The organism is Paenibacillus residui (assembly GCF_042677205.1).
GTDB classification, from domain to species: domain Bacteria; phylum Bacillota; class Bacilli; order Paenibacillales; family NBRC-103111; genus Paenibacillus_L; species Paenibacillus_L residui.
The window spans coordinates 1-24,562 of the sequence record NZ_JBHTIU010000001.1 but is presented as its reverse complement, the minus strand read 5'-3'; the positions used below and the strand labels follow the sequence as shown (position 1 = coordinate 24,562).

The 24,562-nt window shown below is 49.5% G+C and carries 23 protein-coding genes, 2 pseudogenes and 1 riboswitch; of the genes and pseudogenes, 20 read left to right on the top strand and 5 right to left on the bottom strand.

Annotated features, from left to right (window positions below):
* Positions 1 to 184 precede the first annotated feature (184 nt).
* From smc to ACFQ03_RS00100, 6 genes are all read left to right on the top strand, one after another.
* Positions 185 to 3,757, top strand: coding sequence for a chromosome segregation protein SMC (gene smc / locus ACFQ03_RS00125; RefSeq protein ID WP_379285313.1), 3,573 nt, complete (start codon positions 185 to 187; stop codon positions 3,755 to 3,757).
* A gap of 33 nt (positions 3,758 to 3,790) precedes the next feature.
* On the top strand, positions 3,791 to 4,792 hold the full coding sequence (gene ftsY / locus ACFQ03_RS00120; RefSeq protein ID WP_144933234.1) for a signal recognition particle-docking protein FtsY: 1,002 nt from the start codon (positions 3,791 to 3,793) through the stop codon (positions 4,790 to 4,792).
* Positions 4,793 to 5,006: 214 nt separating this feature from the next.
* The gene (locus ACFQ03_RS00115) at positions 5,007 to 5,372 is read left to right on the top strand and encodes an SHOCT domain-containing protein (protein WP_379285310.1); all 366 of its coding nucleotides are present in this window, start codon (positions 5,007 to 5,009) and stop codon (positions 5,370 to 5,372) included.
* A 346-nt stretch (positions 5,373 to 5,718) separates the two neighbouring features.
* Entirely contained in the window at positions 5,719 to 6,243 is a 525-nt protein-coding gene (cysC, locus tag ACFQ03_RS00110) for an adenylyl-sulfate kinase (RefSeq protein WP_379285308.1), read from the top strand.
* 71 nt (positions 6,244 to 6,314) lie between these two features.
* The gene (locus ACFQ03_RS00105) at positions 6,315 to 7,082 is read left to right on the top strand and encodes a hypothetical protein (RefSeq protein WP_379285306.1); all 768 of its coding nucleotides are present in this window, start codon (positions 6,315 to 6,317) and stop codon (positions 7,080 to 7,082) included.
* A 138-nt stretch (positions 7,083 to 7,220) separates the two neighbouring features.
* Positions 7,221 to 7,388, top strand: a riboswitch (cyclic di-AMP (ydaO/yuaA leader).
* An 8-nt stretch (positions 7,389 to 7,396) separates the two neighbouring features.
* Positions 7,397 to 8,149: a 3D domain-containing protein gene (locus tag ACFQ03_RS00100; protein WP_379285304.1), complete on the top strand. Its 753-nt coding sequence runs from the start codon at positions 7,397 to 7,399 to the stop codon at positions 8,147 to 8,149.
* Positions 8,150 to 8,245: 96 nt separating this feature from the next.
* Here ACFQ03_RS00100 and ACFQ03_RS00095 read toward each other — a convergent pair whose 3' ends face one another.
* Positions 8,246 to 9,379 (bottom strand): polysaccharide deacetylase family protein, encoded by a 1,134-nt coding sequence (locus ACFQ03_RS00095; RefSeq protein WP_379285302.1) that lies wholly within the window; start codon positions 9,377 to 9,379, stop codon positions 8,246 to 8,248.
* A gap of 286 nt (positions 9,380 to 9,665) precedes the next feature.
* Here ACFQ03_RS00095 and ACFQ03_RS00090 point away from each other — a divergent pair, with 286 nt between their 5' ends.
* The 12 genes from ACFQ03_RS00090 (at position 9,666) to ylqF (ending at position 19,296) form a co-directional block, all read left to right on the top strand.
* Positions 9,666 to 10,016 (top strand): putative DNA-binding protein, encoded by a 351-nt coding sequence (locus ACFQ03_RS00090; protein ID WP_379285300.1) that lies wholly within the window; start codon positions 9,666 to 9,668, stop codon positions 10,014 to 10,016.
* 72 nt (positions 10,017 to 10,088) lie between these two features.
* Positions 10,089 to 11,453, top strand: coding sequence for a signal recognition particle protein (gene ffh / locus ACFQ03_RS00085; RefSeq protein ID WP_144933229.1), 1,365 nt, complete (start codon positions 10,089 to 10,091; stop codon positions 11,451 to 11,453).
* A 48-nt stretch (positions 11,454 to 11,501) separates the two neighbouring features.
* Positions 11,502 to 11,774 (top strand): 30S ribosomal protein S16, encoded by a 273-nt coding sequence (gene rpsP / locus ACFQ03_RS00080; protein ID WP_144933227.1) that lies wholly within the window; start codon positions 11,502 to 11,504, stop codon positions 11,772 to 11,774.
* Between the two features lie 23 nt (positions 11,775 to 11,797).
* Positions 11,798 to 12,028, top strand: a complete 231-nt coding sequence (locus ACFQ03_RS00075; RefSeq protein ID WP_144933225.1) for a KH domain-containing protein — start codon at positions 11,798 to 11,800, stop codon at positions 12,026 to 12,028.
* 80 nt (positions 12,029 to 12,108) lie between these two features.
* On the top strand, positions 12,109 to 12,630 hold the full coding sequence (rimM, locus tag ACFQ03_RS00070; RefSeq protein ID WP_379285296.1) for a ribosome maturation factor RimM: 522 nt from the start codon (positions 12,109 to 12,111) through the stop codon (positions 12,628 to 12,630).
* A gap of 1 nt (position 12,631) precedes the next feature.
* Positions 12,632 to 13,369, top strand: coding sequence for a tRNA (guanosine(37)-N1)-methyltransferase TrmD (gene trmD, locus ACFQ03_RS00065; RefSeq protein WP_379285294.1), 738 nt, complete (start codon positions 12,632 to 12,634; stop codon positions 13,367 to 13,369).
* 458 nt (positions 13,370 to 13,827) lie between these two features.
* Positions 13,828 to 15,120 (top strand): ABC transporter substrate-binding protein, encoded by a 1,293-nt coding sequence (locus ACFQ03_RS00060; RefSeq protein WP_379285292.1) that lies wholly within the window; start codon positions 13,828 to 13,830, stop codon positions 15,118 to 15,120.
* Between the two features lie 64 nt (positions 15,121 to 15,184).
* On the top strand, positions 15,185 to 16,036 hold the full coding sequence (locus ACFQ03_RS00055; protein WP_379285290.1) for a carbohydrate ABC transporter permease: 852 nt from the start codon (positions 15,185 to 15,187) through the stop codon (positions 16,034 to 16,036).
* A gap of 6 nt (positions 16,037 to 16,042) precedes the next feature.
* Positions 16,043 to 16,888: a carbohydrate ABC transporter permease gene (locus ACFQ03_RS00050; protein WP_379285288.1), complete on the top strand. Its 846-nt coding sequence runs from the start codon at positions 16,043 to 16,045 to the stop codon at positions 16,886 to 16,888.
* A 242-nt stretch (positions 16,889 to 17,130) separates the two neighbouring features.
* Positions 17,131 to 17,472 (top strand): 50S ribosomal protein L19, encoded by a 342-nt coding sequence (gene rplS, locus ACFQ03_RS00045; RefSeq protein ID WP_144933215.1) that lies wholly within the window; start codon positions 17,131 to 17,133, stop codon positions 17,470 to 17,472.
* 344 nt (positions 17,473 to 17,816) lie between these two features.
* A complete protein-coding gene (gene lepB / locus ACFQ03_RS00040; protein WP_379285285.1) occupies positions 17,817 to 18,395 on the top strand; it encodes a signal peptidase I in 579 nt (192 codons plus the stop codon).
* 34 nt (positions 18,396 to 18,429) lie between these two features.
* A complete protein-coding gene (gene ylqF / locus ACFQ03_RS00035; protein ID WP_379285283.1) occupies positions 18,430 to 19,296 on the top strand; it encodes a ribosome biogenesis GTPase YlqF in 867 nt (288 codons plus the stop codon).
* A gap of 57 nt (positions 19,297 to 19,353) precedes the next feature.
* Here ylqF and ACFQ03_RS00030 read toward each other — a convergent pair.
* The 4 genes and pseudogenes from ACFQ03_RS00030 to ACFQ03_RS00015 form a co-directional block, all read right to left on the bottom strand.
* Positions 19,354 to 19,788: pseudogene (locus tag ACFQ03_RS00030) on the bottom strand (transposase family protein); the annotation flags it as partial.
* Positions 19,789 to 19,815: 27 nt separating this feature from the next.
* Positions 19,816 to 20,433: an MFS transporter gene (locus tag ACFQ03_RS00025; RefSeq protein WP_379285279.1), complete on the bottom strand. Its 618-nt coding sequence runs from the start codon at positions 20,431 to 20,433 to the stop codon at positions 19,816 to 19,818.
* A gap of 35 nt (positions 20,434 to 20,468) precedes the next feature.
* On the bottom strand, positions 20,469 to 20,963 hold the full coding sequence (locus ACFQ03_RS00020) for an MFS transporter (RefSeq protein ID WP_379285277.1): 495 nt from the start codon (positions 20,961 to 20,963) through the stop codon (positions 20,469 to 20,471).
* 1 nt (position 20,964) lies between these two features.
* A complete protein-coding gene (locus tag ACFQ03_RS00015; protein WP_379285275.1) occupies positions 20,965 to 21,504 on the bottom strand; it encodes a PadR family transcriptional regulator in 540 nt (179 codons plus the stop codon).
* A 1,160-nt stretch (positions 21,505 to 22,664) separates the two neighbouring features.
* Between ACFQ03_RS00015 and ACFQ03_RS00010 the strand changes: the two genes are divergently transcribed.
* On the top strand, positions 22,665 to 23,276 hold the full coding sequence (locus tag ACFQ03_RS00010) for a ribonuclease HII (protein ID WP_379285273.1): 612 nt from the start codon (positions 22,665 to 22,667) through the stop codon (positions 23,274 to 23,276).
* A gap of 478 nt (positions 23,277 to 23,754) precedes the next feature.
* Positions 23,755 to 24,562, top strand: a pseudogene (locus tag ACFQ03_RS00005) (hypothetical protein); the annotation flags it as partial.

Genomic DNA, 24,562 nt, shown 5'->3' with positions numbered 1-24,562 from the left:
CGGCAAACCGGCATGCATCGGAGGAGAGCGAACAGGGACGGTCATGGCCGCCGCCTGCTTCGCTCTTTTTCCATGAGAAATGGATAAATCCGGCCATAAATAATCAATATGACCTGTATTTGCTGAAGCAAGTTCCCCTCTTTTATTGCGACAGGTTATGATACAATAGCTTTGAGGTGAGACCATGTTATTAAAGCGGATTGAACTGGCGGGATTCAAATCGTTTGCCGACAAAACCGAATTGGAATTTGTACAAGGAATTACCGCCGTCGTGGGTCCGAACGGAAGCGGAAAGAGCAACATATCCGACGGAATCCGCTGGGTCTTGGGTGAACAGAGCGCCCGATCTCTTCGCGGAGGCAAGATGGAGGACGTGATTTTCGCCGGAAGCGATTCCCGTAAAGCGGTTAATTACGGGGAAGTATCCTTAACCTTGGACAATTCCGACAATGCTCTCGGGCTTGATTTCAGCGAGGTGACCGTCACCCGTCGGGTGCACCGAAGCGGGGAGAGCGAGTATCTCATCAATAAACAACCATGCCGCCTGAAAGATATTACCGAGCTTTTCATGGATACGGGAATCGGTAAGGAAGCTTATTCGATTATCGGGCAGGGGCGGATTGAAGAAATATTAAGCACGAAATCCGAGGACCGAAGAGGGATATTTGAGGAAGCGTCAGGGATTGTTAAGTATAAGACCCGTAAGAAGGACGCGGAAAAGAAGCTGGACGAAACCGAGCAGAACCTGCTTCGCATTCATGATCTGGTCTCCGAGCTGGAGGATCAGATCGGGCCTCTGCAGGAGCAGGCCGAGAAGGCTAAGCAGTATAAGCGGTTAAGGGAAGAGCTGAAGCAGAGCGAAATTTCCGTTTATGTGTATCAAATAGATAACATCCACCAGAGCTGGTCCGAGACACAGCAGAAGCTGGACGAGCTGCGGGCTCAGCAGATGGAATTGGCCGGGGTGGTTCACCAGCATGACGCCTTCCTGGAGAAGCACCGTTGGGAGACAGGGAGACTGGATCAGGAGCTGCAGGAGCTGCAGGCTAAGCTGCTGCAAATTAGCGAAGACTCCGAAAAGTGCGAGGGCCATGGAGAAGTATTAAAAGAGCGCAGGAAGAATACGATCGGCAATCGGGCGCAGTTGGAGCAGACGATCCGGCACCAAGCGGAGCGGCTCGCCGAAAAGCAGGAAGAGCTTAAGCAAACCAAGGATAAGATTGTTGAAATCTCCCAGCAGCTCGAGGATTGCCGTGACCGGTTGGCTTCGGAGGAAGAGAGGCTTCTGGGGGTTGAAGGAGGCATCAGCAGCGAAACCGAGGAAGAGCTGAAGGCGGAGCTGTTGGAGACGTTAAACCGTATGGCCCAGAGCCGTAACGAAATCCGCTATGCCGAGCAGCAGTTGGAAACTATACAGCGCCGGGCGGAACGGCTCGAGAACGAAAAGGCGAAATGGACGGAGGAGAGGGAGCGGCTCGTCGAACGCAAAGCGGAGCTTGAACAGAAGCTTGCCGCGGCCGGGGAGCAGCTTGCCGATATCCGCCAGCAATACAGTACGAAGCTCGAAAGCTTGAGGACGAAGACCAGTCTGCTGGAGCAGACTCAGGCGACCGTCCGCAAGTGGGAGCAGAAGCTTGACTCCATCGTGTCCCGGAGAGATACGATGAAAGAGATGCAGAACGACTATGACGGTTTTATGCATGGGGTCAAGGAAGTGCTGAAGGCGACCAAGCGGCCTGGCGGTTTGCGCGGGATTCATGGCGCCGTTGCGGAGCTGATCCAGGTTCCGGCGGAAGTGGAGCTTGCTGTAGAGACGGCGCTTGGCGGTGCGCTTCAACACATTGTCGTGGAGAATGAGGCTAACGGCCGCGAGGCCATCTCTTTCCTGAAACAAAGGCAGTTGGGAAGGGCAACCTTCCTGCCGCTGGACGTCATCCGCGGCAGAACAATCGGGGAATCGGACCGCAAATCCGTACAGAGTACCGATGGCTTCGTCGGCATTGCCGCCGATTTGATTCGTTATGACCCGAAGTATACGTCGATCGTAACCAGCCTGCTCGGCCATGTCATCATCGCCCAGACTCTGGAGCAGGCTAACCGGATCGCGGCCCGCTGTCAATACCGTTACCGGGTAGTGACGCTGGAAGGCGATATCGTTAACCCGGGAGGCTCGATGACGGGAGGCAGCCAGCATAAGAAATCGACAAGCTTACTCGGGCGGCAGCGCCAGATAGAGGAGCTGGAGAAGGAAATCGCCCAATCGCAAAGCCAACTGTCGCTGCTGGTCGGCAAATCCGGGCAATTGAAGGCGGAGCTGGCTTCCGAGAACGAGCAGTTGGAAGTTCTTCGCGAGCAGGGCGAGCAGAAGCGGATCGAAGAGCAGCAGTATGCCGCCGAGCTTGCTCCATTGACCAACGAAGCGAAGAAAATGGAGGAGCATTACACCCTCTATACACAGGACAAGCAGGCTTTGACCGAGGAGCGGGAGCAATTCGAGACTCGCAGAAGGGAAGCGGAGGAGCTGCTCGAGGAGCTTGCCCGGAGAGAGCAGGAACTGCAAGAGGCTATCCGGAAAGCCGAGCTTGCGCGTAAAGCGAGCGAATCGGCCAAGGAAGAGCTGCTGGGCCAATTAACCGAGCTTAAGGTACAGGCGGCTTCCCTGTCCCAGGAGAAGCAGTCTCTGGTGGAACAGTATCGGAGGCTGGAAGGAGATTTCAAGTTATCGCAGAGCGAGCAGGAACAGAACCAGCATCTGCTCCTGCAGATGGACAAGGATCTGAGCGAGATTGAAGACCAAAGCGTTAAGCAGGTGGAGCAGCTCAATCAGCTGAAGATTCAGAAGCAGGAGTGCCTGGAGACGATCGAGTTCAAACGGGCGGAACGGGCCAACTGGATTCAACAACTGGAGCAGGAGGAAAGCAAAACAAGAGAGCAGAGGAACGAACTGAAGCGGGTGGAGGAACAGCTTCATCAAACCGAGGTTCGGGCCAATCGGCTGGATGTGGAGCTTGACAATCTGCTCAAGAAGTTGTCCGAGGACTATGAAATCGGTTATGAGCTGGCCAAGGAACGTTATCCTCTTCCCGATAACATTGAAGAAGTTCAGCATACGGTTAAAGAGCTGAAGCGGTCCATCTCGGGGCTCGGCGAGGTCAATCTGGGAGCGATCGAAGAATTCAGCCGGGTCAGTGAACGTTTCGAGTTTCTTAGCGAGCAGAAAGGGGACCTGATGGAAGCGAAGGCTACGCTCTACCAGGTCATCAAGGAGATGGACGAGGAAATGTCGCGCCGTTTCCGCAGTACGTTCGAAGCGATCCGTTCGCATTTCGTCGTTGTGTTCGCCAAGCTGTTCGGCGGAGGCCGGGCGGATCTCATCCTGTCGGAGCCGGGAAACCCGCTTGCGACCGGAATTGAAATCGTTGCCCAGCCCCCGGGCAAGAAGCTGCAGAATCTCCAGCTCTTGTCCGGCGGAGAGAGGGCGTTGACCGCCATTGCCCTGTTATTTGCTATATTGCGCGTAAAGCCGGTTCCGTTCTGTGTTCTTGATGAGGTGGAGGCCGCGCTGGACGAAGCGAATGTATCCCGGTTTGCGGAATATTTGCGGGAATTCTCCAACGAAACCCAGTTTATCGTCGTCACACACCGGAAAGGAACGATGGAAGAAGCCGACGTTCTGTATGGAGTCACGATGGAAGAGGGCGGAGTTTCCAAGCTGGTTTCCGTTAAGCTGGAGGAAGATGAGGCCGTTTCGGCCTAAAGGTGAGTACAAGTCCGAACTGGAGGAAATTCAATGAGTTTTTTCAAGAAACTAAAAGAAAGCATTTCTAGCAAAACTGAAGCGGTGACCAATAAATTTAAGGAAGGCCTGGCCAAAACGAGGAACGCTTTCGTTGAGAAAGTGGAGGATTTAATTCTTCGCCGCAAGAAAATTGACGAAGAATTTTATGAAGAGCTGGAGGAAATTCTGATCGGTGCGGATGTGGGCGTCAATACGGTGATGGAGCTGATTGACGATCTGCGGGCGGAGGTTCGCAAGCAGAAGATTGAAGATGCCGCCGAGCTGAAGCCTATACTTTCGGAGAAATTGGTCAAGCTTCTTAAAGGGGACGAGAACAACTCGCTAAGAGTGTCTGACAATGGGTTAACGGTCTACCTGTTTGTCGGCGTGAACGGTGTCGGCAAGACGACCACGATCGGCAAGCTGGCACATCGCTTTAAGCAGCAGGGCAAGAAGGTGCTTCTCGCCGCCGGGGATACGTTCCGGGCGGGAGCGATTGAGCAGCTGGAGGTGTGGGGCCAGCGGGTCGGAGTCGATGTGATTAAGCAGCAAGCCGGCTCGGACCCGGCGGCAGTCATGTTCGATGCCGTACAGGCGGCCAAAACGCGGGGAGTCGATATTCTGCTGTGCGACACGGCGGGCCGCTTGCAGAACAAAGTCAATTTAATGGAAGAACTGAATAAAATTTACCGGGTCATCAACCGGGAAGTGCCTGACGCTCCTCACGAAGTGCTGCTGGTGCTGGATGCCACGACCGGACAGAATGCGCTTAGCCAAGCGAAATTATTCGGGGATAAGACCGGCCTGACGGGCCTTGTGCTGACGAAGCTCGACGGTACGGCGAAGGGCGGAATTGTAGTGGCCATTCGTCAAGAAATGAACATTCCGGTTAAACTGGTCGGCCTCGGGGAAAAAATGGACGATCTGGAGCCGTTCGATTCCGAACAGTTCGTGCATGCCTTATTCGCCGGCTTAATCACGGAAGAAACTGTAGAGGAAGAAACCCAAGCTTGAACATGGACTTGGAAATCGCCGTTCCCAATAAGGGGCGGCGATTTTTTTTAGCCTATATCTTTCACCTACAGTATAGCTGTAGTTTTTCAGGTTGTTGAAAACATTGAATAGCCAAATGGCCTGTGATTATGAAGGGCCCGCCTTTGCAACCGGATTCTATATGTTCCGTATAATAAGGTAACCAAGTAATGGGAGACGGAAAGGGGGAGGCGAGATGTTCTACAGAGGCCGGGTTCGTCCAAGCAGGCCCGCATCTTTACTTGGCATGATTGTCGGAATTGTTTTCGTGATTATCGGATTTACGATGGTTATGCCTACGGGGGGAATATTTGGAGTGCTATGGACGGTCATTGCGATAGCCATTACCGGGTACCACGGTTATAATTTGTTTTCCAGCCAGGGAGCCGCGGAATGGGAAGTGGATGTCAGACCGGACAGGCCGCTGAACCGCAGTATGGAGGAAGCAGGCGTTGATTTTGAAGAAAAGCTGAGGAAGCTGGAGAGATTGCGGAGAGAAGGGCTGATCACCGAAGAGGAGTTCAAGCAGAAGCGCGATGAGGTTATGCGCGATAAATGGTAAAGATGATTTGAAGGACCGTTGAAACGGTCCTATTTTTAAATAAATGTATAAGTTATACTTTACCTGTTCTTGTATTTCATTGGTGAACGCGCCTGTCCAAAGGACAGTGATAGCCGCTTATCCTTTCGCCAGGAATATTAGGATCTGCGTTTCATCCTCGATATGCTCCGTTAGGAGCTTTTTTTAATTCCGGGGCTCCCCGCTAAGTACCCGGAATAAGCTTCGAAGTGGTTTTTACAGGGCTCCATGGATGTCCGTTTCCATTTTGCTTGTCTTGTCATATTCTATCATATTCATGCACGGTAATCGCTGTAAAGCATAGAAGAGGCCATAAGGAGGAGATCTGATGTCCGCAGGGGTGACCGTATGGTTTACCGGACTATCGGGAGCGGGCAAAACTACGCTATGCGGGCTTGTAAAAGCCGGATTGATTGCTGCGGGTGCCCGGGTCGAGGTTCTGGATGGAGATGACGTGCGCAGGCATCTGGCTCCGGATTTAGGCTTTTCCAGAGAGGATCGGATGAAAAATATAGAGAGAGCGGCGTTCGTCGCCCGGCTTCTATCTCGAAACGGAGTGATTGTGCTGGCTTCTTTCATCACTCCTTATCAGTCTATGCGAAATTACTTGCGGCAAGAGCTTGACCCCTATATTGAAGTTTATGTCCGCTGTTCGTTGAAGGAATGCATCCGCAGAGATGTTAAAGGGCTTTACCGCAAGGCGCTGAGGGGGGAGGTGCCTCGATTTACCGGCATCTCGGATGAATATGAGGAGCCGGTAAATCCGGATGTCACAGTGGATACCGAACAATGCAGCAAGGAGGAAGGGGCACGGCTGATCCTGGATTTTTTGAGGAGACGGTCCTTTATATAACAGTTCTCTCCGGCATCGATATGTAATCGGAAATAAAGGCGGCAAGCCGCTTGGAACGGGAGGAGGACAGGATGGAAGAGAAGGAAAAGCCAATTTTGCTATACATGCATATTCCCAAAACAGCCGGGACGACCATGTATACTATTCTGCTAAACCAGTACAGGGCCGAGGAACTGTTAACCTTTTATTATCAATGGGATGATTATGTCCGGGCTGCAAGTCAATTGCCGGACATGATTAGGGGTTCCCATTCGCAGGTGAAATGTATATTTGGACATTTTTTTTTCGGTCTTCATGCCTATATTCCGAAGCCGGCGATTTATGCCACCATGCTCAGAGAACCGGTGGAGCAGGTGCTTTCCCTGTACTATTATATTAGAAGGGTCCCTGAGCATCCGCTGCATTCGCAAGTCGTTCAAATGAGCCTGGAGGATTATTTAACGAACAATAAGACCTATTTCGCCAGTTGGAATCCGCAAGCATCCCAGCTCGCCAACCCCTTTATACCCGATTTGGATAAGGCTATAACCCATCTGGACACTTTCTATGCGTTTGTTGGAATTACGGAAATGTTTAACGAAAGCCTGTTTCTGATGAACCGTTTATTCGATTGGAAGCAGTCTTCTTACCAATACTGGAACGTCACGGAGAAGAGACCGCAGCAGCAAAATATCCCGCCGGAGCTTATCCAATTGATTCGCGAAAAAACGAAATTGGACGGCGGGCTATATCATTATGCAAAGCTTCGGCTGGAGCAGAAGCTGGCGGCCTTGACTCCGGAGGAAATGAAGGAACTGCAAATTTTCAAGGAACAATTGGAGAATAGGAAAAAGACCTAATAATACCAGTAGATCCATAAAATTCACATTTATAGATATGTGGAAAATATTTCACGGTATGCATAATTACGTGATGTGTAGCGCATACATTACCGTTTGCCAAATTCTGTGGATGTTCATTCCAATACGAGTATGGTAGCCTCCTTAATGCCAAAACTTATCGGTTATGAAAGATAAGTACGGGGGATGTTTTTTGCGGAAAAAGCTTATATCGTCTTCCGCTTGGGGTGAAGCGTCGACAGACGCGGGGTTGTATCCTCAATCCTAACCCGACAGCTAACCTCGTCGGCAGTACTTAAAGGAGAACCTTGTCTATGAATCGATTGATTTCCAAAGTCCCGTTCCGAATCATTGCCGTGATCACCGTTGCTATCAGTTTGGCTACGACCGTATCCGCCGCCTCCCTGAAATGGAACGAAACCGAAGCCCATGGAACGGATCCTCGGGAGATGAAGTTCGCACAGTGGGTTAAAGCGCCGCAGCCTGTTCCTGCGGAGCAGCAGGCGGATCAACCGCAGGGGGATGCTTTAGCGGCTGCAGCACCCGAAGCGCCGGCTCAGGAGGAAGCTCCGCCCGTTCAGCAGAGTTCGCCCGCTCCCGCTGTCCATGCCCAGCCTTTGGCCGCATCCACTCCTAAAGCCAAAGCGGACAAACCGAAGCAGGAGGAGAGCAAATCGGCTCCGGCGATGCGCGCTGTACCGGTGAAAGCAAACGTCATCGTTACTCCGACCGGGCAAACCTTAACATATAAGAAAGCAATTCCTGCGGTAGCGTCTGCCTATACGGCATCGGCCGAGGAAAACGGAGGCTACGCAGGACGTGATTATTTCGGAAATCCTCTGAAGGTCGGTAGTATTGCAGTGGATCCTGCCGTCATCCCGCTGGGGTCGAAGGTCTTTATTACCGGCTATTCCTATGACGGGCTTCCGGCAGGAGGAATGGTAGCTACAGCTACCGATATAGGCGGTGCGATCAAAGGAAACCGGGTGGATGTTTTCGTTCCCGATTCCCGGCAGCAGGCGATGAAATTCGGCAAACAAAATGTGCAAATCTACATTCTGGATTAAGTAAACAGCAGCCGGAGTCCCTCTTCTTCCGGCTGCTGTTTCTATAGCTCCTGTACATATCATTCAAACGATTGGTTAACCGATGGAAAACCCGCACTATTTGCTCTTGGACATGTTCAGCAGCTGGGGAATCGTAACAAGCTCATAACCGTCCGCCTGCAGCTTCTCGATAATTCCGGGAAGGGCCTCGATAGTTCCCGATAGGTTCTGGCCGTCGCCTCCTGCGGAATGCTGAAGGATAATAGCTCCCGCATGCGCATGATTAAGAATATTGGCGGAAACCTGCTTCGCGTCAAGCCCTTTCCAATCCAACGAATCTACATCCCAATTGACGATCAGAAATTGATTCTTAATCGCCCATTGAAGCTGTTCTTCATTTATCGCTCCGTAAGGAGGGCGTATATATTTCGGTTCATAGCCGATCAGACGGCTGAGAATGTTCTGGGTCCGATTGATTTGCTGTTCAAAGACGGTGACCGGCAGCTTGGGAAAATTCGGGTGATTGTAGGAGTGGTTTCCTATGACATGCCCTTCCTTAGCAATTCGTTTCACGACTGCCGGATTGGCCTCCGCCCGATAGCCGACCAGAAAGAAGGTGGCTTTGACATTGTACTTCTTTAGAACATCCAATACTTGCGGAGTGAATCTTTGGTCCGGTCCGTCGTCGAAGGTCAGAGCGACCTTCTTTCCTTTGGAAGAGCCCTTGAGCCGAAAGGAATCGGGATATTTAGCCCTTAATTCGGACAAGGTCAGTTGAGATGACGTGCCCGAGGATTGTCGGGTCGTTTTTTTCCCGGCCGCGACTTCACCGGACTGCTTGGGCAAAGGCTTGGGCTTGCTTAATTTAGCTTTCTCCTTATGCTTGTCCGGCTCAGACGGTTGAGGAGCCTGCGCTGCAGGAACGGGAGGCTGCTCCCGGACAGACGGCGATGCTTTCGGTTCAGCCGGTGAACGGTTCTCCTTGCCGCCGGTTGAAGGCTTCGGCGGTTCTGTTGCGGGCGGAGCGGGATCTGCCTGTTTCTCCGGAACGGGAGAGGCTGCGGGCAGTTTAGGAAGAACGGCCTGCTCTTGTGTCCGTTCAGAGTTCTGTTCGACTTTGGACAGGAGCGAATCCGTCGTATCCGGTCCGAATGGCTGCGAGCTGTTATCTTTTTCCCTGCCGATACCGCATCCGTAAACAACGATGAGCAGCAAGCTGAGTGCAATTAGATACAGATGGCGGCGTTTCATAGTTTCTTCCCTCCGATATTTTTCATATTCTATTATTTTGTTATGACCAGGGGGATTTATCCGTTAAATCATAAATTGGCAAAAGAATACAGCCGGAAGGATCGGTAAACCGAATTCCACACGGAAACTGAGCTGAAGGATGCCGCCACGATCGACGGCTGCGGACGATTCAGGTATCGGATGCAGAATGGTATGGCTGTCAAGGTTATTCGCTTGACAACAATAAACGGGTCGGTTACAATAAGCAAAGTGTGTAAAGTGTTTTTCCTTGACGGGGGTGGAAGCCATGCCCGAGCATCCGATGCTGGAGAAGACAAACCGGATCAACCTGTTGTTTGATTTTTATTCGGAGCTTCTGACGGAGAAGCAGAGAACATTTCTGTCCTGTTATTTCCACGACGATTATTCGCTTGGAGAGATTGCTTCCGAATTTTCTATCAGCAGGCAAGCGGTATATGAGCATATCAAGCGAGCAGAGCTGATGCTGGAAGAGTACGAGCGGAAGCTGCGGCTTCTGGCGAAGCATGAGCAGCGGACGGATTGCCTGAACCGTCTGGAAGACCTTCTGGGCGAGGCGAGCCCCGATCTTCGGAGCAAGGCGGCACCTTTGTTGGAGAAGATGCGTCTTGTCGACTGATCATGTAATATTGGATATTAAGAGTAGTTAAAAACATAGATTCGAGCGGTATAAGGTCAGGAGGTGGCGTAAATGGCATTTGAAGGGTTAACTACCAGGCTTCAGAATGTGTTCGGTAAGCTGAGAGGCAAGGGGAAGCTGTCGGAAGACGATGTAAATGAGGCACTGCGCGAGGTACGGCTGGCGCTTCTGGAGGCCGATGTCAACTTCAAGGTCGTTAAGGAGTTTATCGCCAAAATTAAGGAACGGGCCGTGGGACAAGAAGTGCTCAAGAGCTTTACGCCCGGAATGGTCGTTGTTGAAATCGTCAATAAAGAGCTGACCGAGCTGATGGGCGGAACCCAGAGCAAACTGGCCAAGGCGAATAAGCCGCCGACCGTCATCATGATGGCCGGACTGCAGGGGGCCGGGAAGACGACGACAACCGGGAAGCTGGCGAAGCTTCTGCAGAAGCAGAATCACCGTCCGCTGTTGGTAGCTTGTGATATTTACCGTCCCGCCGCCATTAAACAGCTTCAGGTATTGGGAGACCAGATCAAGGCTCCGGTATTTACGATGGGGGACCAGGTCAGCCCGGTGGAGATCGCCAAATCGGCGCTCGCTCATGCCAAGGAGAACGGCAACGACTACGTCCTGATCGATACGGCCGGACGTCTGCACATCGACGAACAATTAATGGACGAGCTGAAGCAGATTGTGGCGGAGGTTCAGCCGCATGAGATTCTGCTGGTCGTTGACGCCATGACCGGCCAGGATGCGGTGAATGTAGCAGAGAGCTTCCACAAGCAGTTGGAATTGACCGGCGTTGTTCTGTCCAAGCTTGACGGGGATACCCGCGGCGGGGCGGCCATTTCCGTTAAAGCGGTAACGGGATGCCCGATCAAATTCGCCGCATTGGGCGAGAAGATCGATGCTCTGGAGCCTTTCCATCCGGACCGGATGGCCTCGAGGATTTTGGGAATGGGCGATATGCTCACACTGATCGAGAAGGCCCGGTCCAGCATTGATGAAGAGAAAGCGAAAGAAATGGAGAAGAAGCTCCGCAATGCGGAGTTTACCTTCGAAGATTTTCTGGAGCAGATGGAGCAGATGAAGAAGCTCGGACCTTTGGACCAGCTTCTTGAAATGATACCCGGAATGAACAAAATGAAGGGTATGAAGGATTTCAAGATCGATGATAAAAAAATGGCCCGCACACTCGCGATCGTCAAATCGATGACGACCGAAGAGAAGCGTAAACCGGAATTGCTTAATGCCAGCCGGCGCAAAAGAATTGCTCTCGGCAGCGGAAACTCCATTCAGGAGGTTAACCGGTTAATTAAGCAATTTGAAGATATGCGCAAGATGATGAAGCAATTTTCCGGCATGATGGGAGGCAAGGGCGGCAAAGGCTTGAAAGGGAAATTGGGTAAAGGCTTCAAGTTCCCCTTCGGTTGAATAACCGCCGGCGCAGCCCGGAAATCTTGTAAGGAGGTGAATTGATCCATGGCAGTTCGTATTCGTTTGAAGCGGATGGGTGCTCACAAAGCTCCTTTTTACCGTTTGGTTGTTTCCGACTCTCGCTCTCCTCGTGATGGCCGTTTTATCGAAGAGATCGGTACTTACAACCCTCTGACTCAACCTGCAGACGTTAAGATTGACGAAGAGAAAGCATTGAAATGGCTCCAGAACGGGGCACAAGCTTCCGATACCGTTCGCAGCTTGTTCAGCAAAGCTGGTATTATGACCAAATTCCACGAGCTTCGGCATCAAAAATAATTCCGTCTGTTCGGAGGGTTATCATGAGGGATCTGATATCCGTCATAGCTAAAGCACTGGTCGATCATCCGGAAGAAGTTCAGGTGAATGTGGTGGAACAAGAGCATGCGACCGTTTATGAGCTTACGGTTCATCCTTCCGATGTCGGCAAGGTGATCGGCAAGCAGGGGCGCATTGCCAAAGCGCTGCGGACCGTAGTAACATCGGCAGCAGTTAAAGAGAATAAGCGCGTTTCGGTGGAGATTGTCTCCTGACGGAAGCGAACGGATTAAAGGGGTAGGGTCACCTAGCCCTTTTCCCGTATCTTCTTAATCCAATATTACGGAGGTCATTCATGAGTGGAAAATTGTTTAACGTGGGAAAAATCATTAATACACATGGCATTCGGGGAGAATTGAAAGTCGTCCCCCAAACCGATTTTCCCGACATTCGTTTTCGCAAGGGAAGCCGATTGGTGCTCACCGATGCAGAGATGACAACACGGGTGCCTGTCATTGTCGAATCCGGGCGTCCTCAGAAAAACGTCTATCTCGTTAAATTTTCCGGTCTGGATGATATTAATCAAGTGGAGAAATATAAAGGTTGGATGCTCAAAGTAACGGAAGAGGATCTGGTTGAGCTCGAAGAAGGCGAATATTATTATCATCAAATCATCGGATGCACGGTTCAGACGGAGGAAGGGGAGGTTTTGGGAACGATAGGTGAAATCTTGTCTCCCGGAGCCAACGATGTGTGGGTGGTAAACCGTCCCCAAGGCAAACCGGTCCTGGTGCCCGTTATTGATGATGTCTTGATAAATGTCGATGTGGCCGGCAAGCGGGTCACGATCCGTGTAATGGAAGGTATGATGGATTAGAATGAATATAGATGTTCTGACGTTGTTTCCGGAAATGTTCGAGGGCGTATTCGGGTCAAGCATACTGGGCAAAGCCCGGGAGAAGGGGATTGTCTCCTTCCGGACGATCAATTTCCGCGATTATGCCAACAACAAGCATAATACGGTGGATGACTACCCCTACGGCGGCGGGGGAGGAATGGTGCTGAAGCCGGAGCCTATCTTTGCCGCTGTGGAAGAACGGATGGCCGGATTGCAATCCCAGCCGCGTGTCATTCTGATGTGTCCTCAAGGGGAGACGTTTACCCAGCGTAAAGCGGAGGAGCTGGCGGCCGAAGAGCATCTTATTTTTATTTGCGGCCATTATGAGGGTTATGACGAAAGAATTCGCCGCTATTTGGTCACCGATGAGCTGTCCATAGGCGATTATGTGCTGACCGGCGGAGAGATTCCGGCCATGGCCGTCATTGACTGTGTGACTCGGCTTCTCCCAGGGGTGCTCGGGAATGAAAGCTCTGCCGTAACCGATTCTTTCAGTACGGGATTACTGGAATATCCTCATTACACGAGGCCTGCCAAGTTTAGAGATTGGGAGGTTCCGGAAGTCCTGCTCTCCGGGCATCACGGAAACATTGACAAGTGGCGGAGACAGCAGTCTCTGCACCGGACCTTTCTGCGCCGTCCTGAATTGCTGGACAACATTCCCCTTACCAAGGAGGAAAAAGGATGGATAAAGGAGTGGGAAGCGAGCCGCGAATAAGGCAGCCGCCCCGTACGGAAAGCTGCGAGGCTTGACTTCCAAGGAGCTTTCTGTCCCATCCGAAATAGGGTCTTCGTTAAAAAAGTCCCATAAGCCCCAGGGGAAAAGAACCCCGGACGGCTGCATACCATGTACTTCCTCGGATTTGCCGGAGGCAAGTAGATGGTTTTTTTGTATGGATTAGGCTTTTTTTGGTGATGCATTTTCCGGTATTAGGAGGTCGCTTTTAAGGACTTTGTTCTTATATACTTAAATAAAAGCATTTCTAATAAAGTTGGCAATAAAAATTAATATAAAGTCATTGCAGTATTTTAATTATCGGATATTATATAAGGAGGAGGTATTTTTCAAATAGTTATGATTCGGTGGAATAAATTTCCATCTGATCAACTGGAACCAATAAGTAATCGGTTTCAGAACAACTAGAACATGGCCTAAATAAAAAGGGGGAAACAGTGTTGGTATTAAAAAAGGGAAAATGGCTCGTAATGTTGCTTGCACTCGTCATGCTTGTTAGCGCTTGCGGCGGCGGTGGCGGAGGAGAAGGTTCTTCGAAACCGGGAGACGGGGACAAGGGAGCGGCAGCCGGTGAGAAAAAGATAACGTTTTGGACGATTTCGCTAAGCCCGACCTTCGATGACTACATCAATGGGGTTATCAAAGCATTCGAGGAACAAAATCCGGGAGTCAAGGTTGAATGGCAGGATATTCCGTTCGATAATGTGGAACAAAGAACGCTTACTGCAGCCGCTTCCGGGCAGCTCGCAGACGTGTTGAACCTGAATACCGACTACTTGAAGAAGCTGTCTGCACTCGGCGCAGTAGCCAATATTGACGAGCTTCTGCCGGATGCGAAGAAAGATTTCTTCGAAGGAGTATGGACTTCAGGACAATTCGAAGGAGTAACGTATGCTCTGCCATGGTATCTCTCCAATTCCGTAATTCTTTACAACAAGGATCTGTTGGCCAAGGCCGGGTTTGATCATCCGCCGGCAACGGAAGAGGAAGCCTGGGAAATGTCTTCTGCCATTAAAGAAGTGACCGGGTTCTACGGGCACTCGATTAAAGATATTCATCTCTATCTGCCCAGATACGGCATTAACATCGTAAGCGACGATTTCAAATCGGCCGCCTTCAACAAGCCGGAGACGGTAGAGATTTTCAAGAAATTTAAAGAAAGATATGACGCGGGATTAATTCCTGAAGAAATTTTGTTAGGGCAAGCTAAAGTTCAGGAATGGTACGCCCAGGAAAAATTAGCTTTCTGGCAAACCGGACCACAATTGTTCCGTCAAATCAATGACTTGTCTCCGGAAGTATATAATAAATCCGCAGCGGCTACCAACCTGGTAGGCTCCACAGGACAATCCCACGTTGCCATTATGAATATTGCGGTTTCCGAGAAGAGCAAGCATAAGGAAGAAGCGGCCAAGTTTGCCCAATTTATTACGAATGCGGAGAACCAGCTGGCCTTCGCCAAAATTGTCGCTATTCTTCCTTCCGTTAAAGAAGCGGCTAAAGATCCGTTCTTCACTGAGGGAGAGAACTCTGAAGAACCATCGGAAAGAGGCAGATTCCTTGCAGCGCAGCAGCTTGAAAAATCTGTAGATATGCTGGCGCCTGTAGAAAATGTAAGCCAGATTAACAAAACGATCAATGAAGAGTTCCACAGAGTATTGCTGGAAGGAAAAGATCCCGCTCAAGCAGTGGCGGATGCAGAGGCCGAAGTGAACCGTTTGTTAAACCAATAAGAGCAGTTTTGTTCATCTAGCTGTGCCAAGCACAGCTAGATGAATCTTTTCCGGAGGTGTCCTAATGTACAAAACAAGACATGCATGGTTTTTCTTATCGCCAACTTTAATATTGTTGTTCACCTTCAGCCTACTGCCCGCTGTTGTAGCCTTTTTCTTAAGTTTTACCACTTATAATATTTTTCAGCCGACCCAATGGGTAGGGGTGGATAACTATATCGCCGCCTTCAAAGACCCTAATTTCTGGAACGCGATGAAGAACACGTTTTACTATTGGATTTTAGTAACACCGGCTTTGATTATCTTTCCGATTTTTGTCGCAATCCTGGTCAATCAGGCATTGATCGGAATTAAAATATACCGGCTGGTTTTCTATTTCCCTGTTCTGGTCTCGGTAGTCGTTACCGCATTTCTGTGGCAATGGATGTTCCAAAGCGATGGTATCTTTAACTATATTTTGAGCCTGTTCGGGTTAGAACCTGTGAAATGGCTGACCAGCAAAAACATGGTTATGCCCAGTCTGGCTATTGTGACTATCTGGCAAGGGCTCGGATACTATATGCTGTTTTATTTAGCCGGTCTGCAATCCGTTTCCCAAGATTTGTACGAAGCGGCGGAATTGGACGGAGCCGGATTCTTTCGCAAGCATTTTTCCATTACTCTGCCTCTGCTGCGGCCGATTATTTTCTTCGTTGCGGTCATGTCTACGATGTCCGCCTTTAAAGAATTTACGCTGATGCTGACCATGACTGAGGGCGGCCCGCTCAAAGCCTCCACCACAGTCGTTTATATGGTGTTCGAGAAAGCGTTTGTCAACTTGGAAATGGGTTACGCCAGTGCGATCTCTTTCATCCTGTTTGCTGTCATCCTGATCTTGTCCATCATTAACAGAAGCTTGATAGAGAAGGAGGATTGATCCGTCATGGCCAAACCTAAAATTTCCAAACGCAGATTTATTCATACCCTGGTTTCATATTTTTTTCTCACTTTGCTGGCTATTATTACGATCGTTCCTTTCCTGTGGACGCTCTCGACTTCGCTGAAAGGGCAGAACGAAACCATTTTTTCTATGCCGCCTAAGCTGATTCCCGAGAACTTCACCTTTGAAAATTACTTGACCGTGTGGAATTCCCTTCCCATCCCTCTATATTTATGGAACAGTATCGTTCTGGCATTCTTCGGGGTTCTGCTTCCGCTGATTTTCTGTTCCTTGGCTGCGTTTCCGCTAGCCAGAATGAGGTTTAAAGGCAGGAACTTCATCTTTCTGATAATTATCGCCACGATGATGATTCCCGGAGAAGTGACGATGATTCCGGTTTACCTCATTCTGAATAAGCTGAACCTGATTGGAAGCTTTGCGGGAGTCATTATACCGGGAGCGGTATCCGCCTTCGGAATTTTCCTGATGAGGCAGGCCTTTCTTGGGATTCCGAAAGAAATTGAAGAATCCGCAATTATGGACGGAGCCAGTGTATGGCGGATCTGGATGTCCGTCCTGATGCCGATGGTGCTGCCAATGATGGCAACTCTCGGGATATTGAGCTTCATTGGCTCCTGGAACAACTTCTTGTGGCCATATCTGGTTCTTGAAAATGATAAGCTCTATCCGCTGACGATCGGACTTTATAAATTGAAGGGAACGTTCGTAACCAATACCCGTCTGGTTGCTGCCGGAACGATGGTTGCTTTGATTCCTATCCTGGCCGTATTCGTCTTCTTCCAAAGGTACTTTATTCAAGGAGCTTATTCCAGCGCGGTTAAAGGCTGACCAAGCGAGCGCGGGAAGATGAGGAAGTGCTTTCTTTAAACGGGACCGCCTCGATTTCAGCTTCCGCACCGATTCTAATTCTATTTGACTGCAATACACTTCATTGTGTTGAATTCTGTGGTTGGATATGGTAGAATATCTTCTGTTGTGGTTTTCTTTATCAAGATGGTCCTCTACCGCGTAACGGCATTAATCAGAAAATAAGTTGCGGTATGAACATCTGTGTGGAAGGAGGAGTTTAGATGAATATTATTCAGGAAATTACGAAAGAACAGCTGCGCACAGACATTCCAAGTTTCCGTCCTGGGGATACGCTGAAGGTATACGTTAAAGTTATCGAGGGTTCCCGCGAACGGATTCAGCTTTTTGAAGGTGTCGTTATTAAGAGACGCGGCGGCGGAATTAGCGAAACGTTCACAGTCCGCAAAATTTCGTATGGTGTCGGAGTGGAAAGAACCTTCCCTCTGCATACTCCGAAAATCGATAGAATCGAAGTGGCACGCCGAGGAAAAGTACGTCGCGCTAAGCTTTACTACCTGCGCAAACTTCGCGGAAAAGCCGCCAGAATTAAGGAAATTCGATAAGAAAAGTAGAGGGGGCTTGCTATCAAGCCCCTTTTCGTTTACCATATAGGAATCTTTAAGTTCCTTACAGCGTTAATATGAAGTACATAAAGATTCATATTGGCATGACAAGCTTCCGATAAGGATGGATTTGGAAGAAGCCTCTTCGAAAGGTTTGATAGGAGCTTTTGTTAACGAATACGCTTCGAAGGCCATGTGTCAATTAGTGGAGTTATTTTAACCACTTGGCTGTGGAAGCATGCGGATCGTAATTAGGATTAGGGAAATACATGATTAATGTAACGGGGGCCGTCCAGACCCTCTCCTGAAAATCGGAATGAATTACAGAAAGCGGGTGTCGGATCATGGAACAAGAACAAACCTCCGATCACCCTACTCCGGTAAAGAGTGAAATTTGGGAATGGGCAAAGGCGCTGATCATTGCTGCGGTTCTCGTGTTGTTGATCCGCTGGTTTATATTCACTCCGTTTATTGTGGAGGGCCCTTCCATGCAGCCCAATTTCGAAACCGGAGAGAGGCTGATCGTCAACAAAATCATCTACAGCATACGCAAGCCGCAGCGGGGCGAAGTGATTGTGTTTCACGCACCACAGGGCAGGGATTATATTAAGCGGGTGATTGCGCTGCCTGGAGAAACCGTCAAGATTGAAAACAACAAAATTTATGTCAATAATGAAGAACTTGAGGAACCATATATTCAGGAAGCGGTTGCCAGAGAACTCCAGAATGGCGATTACTACAATTCGGATTTTGCGGAGATGACCGTTCCGGAAGGTCATATCTTCGTAATGGGCGACAACCGTCCGAACAGTCAGGACAGCCGCGCACCTATGGTAGGTCCGGTACCGTATGACAAGGTGGTTGGCCGGGCCGATGTTATCTTCTGGCCGCTCTCCAAAATCAGTGTAGTGAGTCATAAGTAAAGGCATGGCCGCGCGAAAAAAATGAGGTGATCCTGTGACCATTCAATGGTTTCCTGGACATATGACCAGAGCGAGACGGCAAATTCAGGACAAGCTGAAATTGATCGATCTCGCCATTGAACTGATGGATGCCCGAATCCCGATCTCGAGCCGCAACCCGATGATTGATGAAATTCTCGGAAACAAGCCGAGGCTGATTCTGCTGAACAAAGCGGACTTGGCAGATCCGGCAGTAACAGCCGAATGGGTGCAAAGGCTGAAGCGGGACGGCGTGGACGCGCTTCCGATCGATTCCATTTCGGGCACGAACGTGAAAGAAATCATTCCCCGCTGCAAGCATCTGCTTAAGGATCGGCTGGAGGCCCAAATTCGCAAAGGAATGAAGCCGAGACCGATCCGTGCGCTGATCGTCGGTATCCCTAATGTCGGCAAATCAACTTTGATTAACCGGCTCGCTGGACGCAAGGCGGCGATTACCGGGGACCGCCCGGGGGTAACCAAGGGCCAGCAGTGGATTCGCATTGCAGGAGAATTGGAGCTGCTGGACACGCCCGGTATTCTGTGGCCGAAGTTCGAAGACCAGCAGGTCGGGGTCCGGCTGGCGGCGATAGGCTCCATCAAGGATGAAGTCATTCATCCGGAAGATGTCGCTTTTCACGTCATTCGTTATATGGTTCCGCATTACCCGCAGGCGCTTTGCGAACGGTACCAGCTGGAAGGCCTCCCGGGGGATCTAACGGAGCCGGAACCGGTGATCGAAGTGATGGAAATGATCGGCCGCCGCAGAGGATGCCTGCAGAGCGGAGGAACCGTCAACCTGGAGAAGGCATCGGCTCTGTTTCTCAGAGATTTGCGGGACGGCAAACTGGGGCGGATCAGTCTGGAGCATCCCGGCGAATAATGATGTATTTCCCGGTAGAAAGAGGCACAGCTTAAGAGCTGTGCCTCTTTCTTTTCAATAATGATATTCTCGTTTTTTCAATACCGCACAGTTCTTGAAAATGTTTCTAACGGTTTTTTCATCTACACCAACCGATTCTGCGACTTCTGTAAAAGGCTTGAACAATGACTGTTCTTCAATGGATTTCAACAGTCTTTTAGTCATACTTCGCTTTTCTTCAACCGAGCTAAGGCGTTCCCAAAAGGTAGAACCACATTCGCGGCACTTATACCTTTTTCTGTTCAGTTGAAGGCCCACGCGCTTTAAACGAATGGGCAAATCCAATATGATTTGTATTCTGCTTCCATGTTTGTAAAGCTTCGTTCGGCGCCCGCAATGAGGACAAGACAAAGGGGGAGATTTCGTTTCAACGATTATCAGCATATCCTTTTCGTTTTCTTGAATGTCTTCCAGTACTATAAATTCAGATAAACCCAATATAAAATCTTTCATTTATACACCTCTCGGTGAAGACATTGCTTAAGATTTTATTTTAGTCAGAGGAAATAAGTATATCAGGAAAAGAACCCCCATTGCCGAATATGCCGTCACAAGCCCCAGCCCATCTGTTAATGTACCCGCGGCTACCGGTCCAGCCATCATACCAAATGAATAGGCTGTGTTATAAACAGCATAAGTCAGGCCTTGTGAAGCAGAACCTGTCTCTTGAGAAATATCTGCCAATTTAGGGAGTGCAGGAGTCAGAACCATTCCAAGAGCAATTCCCAACAGAACTAAAGTAACAACTTGCAACCAAATAAGAGTTGGCAAAGCGTTTAGTGGAAGGACAATGGCTGCCATTACAATCCCAATTCTTATGGTCTTGACATGCCCGATTTTAGTAGAAATAGATCCAATGAGTGGTGCGGCCAACCCATAACCAAGAGTTACCACAACGAACAAAAGCCCTATAACACCCGGTGAGATTTCCAAGTTTTCATTGAAGTGAATCGGCAATGTAGGCTCAATGCTTGCAAATACCGATGCGCCAACAACGGCAACCCCCGCAATGGTTAAAACATGGCGGTTCCGCAGTATTTGAAAGGGCGATGTAAAGCTCTCCGACCTTGTTTCAGAGACATTGCGGAGCAAAAGCATACATAGGATCGCTGTAATAAGTGCAATCCCTGTAGCTATAGAAAGTGGTATCCGCCAGCTTCATAAAGGCAGCCTCCAATTGGAGGGCCCAGCAGCACCCCTGCTGCTTGACCAGACATCGCCAAGCCCATAGCTCTGCCCCGCTCTTCTTTGGGGAAGACGTCTGCCAGCAATGCTAATCCGGCTGTCCATGGAATTGCCGCAGCCAATCCCTGCAGCAAACGTGCTAACACAAGCACCCAGAAACTTGTTGCGAAAGCATATATTAACGTTGTTGCAGCCAGTGCGATAAGGCCTGAAACCAGCAGCTTTTTTCTGCCCACTCTATCTGATAAAGCACCAAAAAGCGGGGTAGCCATAAATAATGCAAGGGCATAACTGGCGAATAACAAACCTATTTCTGATTGTGTGGCGCCTAAAGATTCAGCATGAACGGGTAAGAACGGCACAACTAAGCCATACATAAGCATATCTGCAAATATGGCCAGAATCACTACAACTAGAACAGATGATTTAAGGTTTCGGACCATTTTATTTCTCATCCCTAATAAGTCTTATTATTTCTTCTATAGACTTCAGCTGCAGCTCGCATTGCTCATACATATTGTTAAAAATAACATGGATATGATCCGGGATTTTCCCTAATGCTTTCTGTTTTAACTCATACCCGACTTTCATTTTATTGAAGATATTTATAATTTCCTCCTTTTGCTTCTCTAAGCTGTTTAAGATTTCTTCATTATCTAAATTTTCCATAAAGGTAAGCGCTGTATAAAAAGCTGCCGGGAAAACAACAGAAGAATAAGAGAATGAATTGATCAGTAGCTGGTTTAATTCGTCCTCGCCAATTTCCGTGATTCGAAAAATGGACCTGGTTCTTAGCCCCGTATTTTCGACTTTTTCCAAGACTACCTTTCCTTCTTCTTGCATCTTCTTCAATGCATGATAAATAGAAGCCGGTTTGACGTACGCCCAAATATCTGTCTGTGACGATTCCATCATTTGTTGAATTTCATATCCCGACATCGGACCATGTGTTTTGAGAAGCCCTAATACCATAGCTCGTGTCATATATTCATCCCCTCCGTTATGATACTAAGTGTTTAATACTAAATGTTTAGTATTTGTATAAAGGTATAGTAACAAAACAAAAGGTTTTATAAAAGAGATAAGCGGGTTTCCACTAAATACTCCGAATGGATTGGGTTTGACCACATCCCCGTGACCTTTATTTCATTATAATAATGCGGAACATTGAAAGCCGATCAGTTGGCGGAGCGTCAAGCCCTGCGCCAGCCGGCCAGGTGGAAATGCCAAAACAGCGGCGGTATGGAATACCGATCATAGGGATTCTTCCAATCTTTTGCATAAAGAATCCATATCCTCCAGCCATGACCAATAATGCTTCATTTCCTGATGAATTCGCTGCAAATCCTCGGGCTTCGGCCCCAAGTCCGATATATACCGGCAAGTCGGTATAATATCGCGATACATGGTGTATCTGGAGGGGGATCGGGTATAGTGGCATGGGTTCGCTTCGGCCGCTATTTCAGACTTTTAAGCTGGATGAATCATCAATAAAAACCAGGCGTTCTTTTTTCGCGATCCTTCTTGCCGAGCCTTCTGACAGATATCCCCTTAAGTCAGGAAACGAACGATACGGTTATCGGGAATTCGATTGATCGGTACAGGTATGGGATAGATAGCGAGCCGACCCGGACGAAGCTGGAGCGACCTGAGAAAGTTCAAGGCTATGGGGATTAGAAGTACTCATCAGCCAAGTGCAACTGAGCCGAGGGGATAACGGTCAGAGGCATGGGAAAAGGGATATGAATCCTGCCCAAAGTACCTGAGTAAAAGGGACAGTGATCCTAGGTATGGGGAAAGAGAATTTGTCCCGGCAAGCAGGCACTGAGCGAAGGGGATAACGGTCAAGCAGGGATGATAGCAAGCAACGAGGAGACAGGCACTAAACGGAGGGGGAGCGATAAAGAGGGGGAAATAATGATCGATGTAACTATATTTTAGGTTAACCAGAGGGAAACCGTAAATCCGGAGTACGTAACGGGAGGATCATAAACGATGATTTAATCTTTGATTGAGACGTGGGGACAGGGGGGCGTAATGGCGTAATCCTTAAAGATAAATGAAGATTATATAGCCGGAGTTTTATCAAGGATGTAGCACATCAAAGGAGGGACAAGGTATAATGGTCGAGAGGAGGGGGATTCATGCTTGAGTACGAACAAGCGCTTTGGAATCAGCATTACCGGCTGATTGCCGGTGTGGATGAGGTAGGGAGAGGCTGCTTATTCGGCGATGTAGTGGCCGCTGCGGTTATCCTGCCTCCCGGTCGAATGATCGAAGAAATTAATGATTCCAAGAAGCTGACCGCTAGCAAAAGGGAACGGCTGTATGAAGAAATTATGGAGTGTGCCTTGGCTGTTGGCATAGGACAGGTAGATTCAGCGATGATCGACAAAATCAATATTAAGCAAGCGGCACGGTTGGCAATGAAGAAGGCGGTGGAACAGCTTGATGTTCAGCCGGATCATTTGTTAATCGATGCGGAGAAAATAGATTGCGATATTAAACAGCTGTCGATTATTCACGGGGACGCATTAAGCCAGTCCATAGCGGCCGCCTCCATTGTAGCCAAGGTCACCCGCGACAGGATGTGTCTTCACTGGGACACCGATTTTCCCGAATACGGAATTGCTATACATAAAGGATATGCCACCAAACAGCATCGGGAAGCCATCCTGGAATACGGTCCGTGTCCCATGCACCGTAAATCATTTCTCGGCAGGCTTCTAAACGTTCAGGAGCAATTTTTATTTTAATATCCCTATTTTACTTAGTTAGTAAATTGAAGTTAATAGAGTATTAAAATGGAACAGTTTCCTGATCGGCATAGAAAGCTGCCTCTAATCCCGTGATAATTCATCTTCCGGGGCTCCCCGCGAAGCATCTGGAATACGTTTCGAAGGTTAGGGCGTGACTTTGTTGGGGTTTTTAACAGGGCTTCCCGCAAAGTACTATTTAAACCTTTATCGAAGAAAAGCAAGAAGATCAACCGCGTTTAGAGAAAGGTTTTGACGCCGCCTCCGGTTGGAGAGCGGACGGAATATGCTTCGAAGGTTACGCATCACCGTTGTACGAAAAATTAATGCGTTAAATGCGACCGACAGGTCATGTATGTTTGTGGGGTATTTTTACAGGGCTCCGTTCAATATTACCGGATTTATGCCGATAACTATATTATGAATTGACATTGAAGCGAAATTGCTCCGGATTAAGGTCAGTAAGGGGGGGATAACGGTGAATATCGGCCATTTGCTGCGTCAGTGGATTGGTGAAGCCAGGGCTACTGAAGGCAAGGCACTGGAGCTGAAAGCCGGGCAAATTGTGAGAGGAACCGTGCTTCAGCTGCTTGCCGACCAAGAAGCGATGCTCATGATCGGCGGTGTCAAGCTGAGAGCCAGACTCGAGACTCCATTACAACAGGGGGAATCGACTTTCCTTCAAGTATTGGCTGAAACCAGAGCCGGCCAGATCCGACTGAAGCCTGTTCAGGGTGTCGGGACTCTTCTACCGGAAGCTCCCCTGTTGGAAATGTTAAAGGAATTTGGATTGAAGGATACCGTGTCCAATCGTCAGCTTCTCCTATGGATGCAGCAGTCATCCGTGCCGTTGACGAGAGAGAATGTATCGTCATTGTCAGCCATGATAGCGAGGATGCCTGCGGGAATGCCGGCGGAAGAGTGGAGCCAGGCGGCGATGCTGGCCGTTAAGCGGGGATTGCCGCTAACGGAGACTAATGTGACGGCCCTTCACCAGGCGCTGTTCGGCAAGCCGCCGCACGAAGGACTGCAGCAGTTGGCGGCCCAGCTTAAGCATAGTCTGGAAGGGCAGGACATCCTGCGTCCGGAGCTGCGCCAACTGCTGAACCAGGCGCTGCGCGCCACCGAGGGCGTCATCGCTCTGGGCGCTGCACGTCTGCCTGCGTCCGCTGCAGCGCCCGCCATTACTGCGCCGGTCACCGCAGCCCTCCCGGCCGCCTCCAATCCGGGTGCAGCCCCGGCTGGGGGCGAAGGAGCCGGCGCCGCGGCAGCAGTACCGGGCGGGC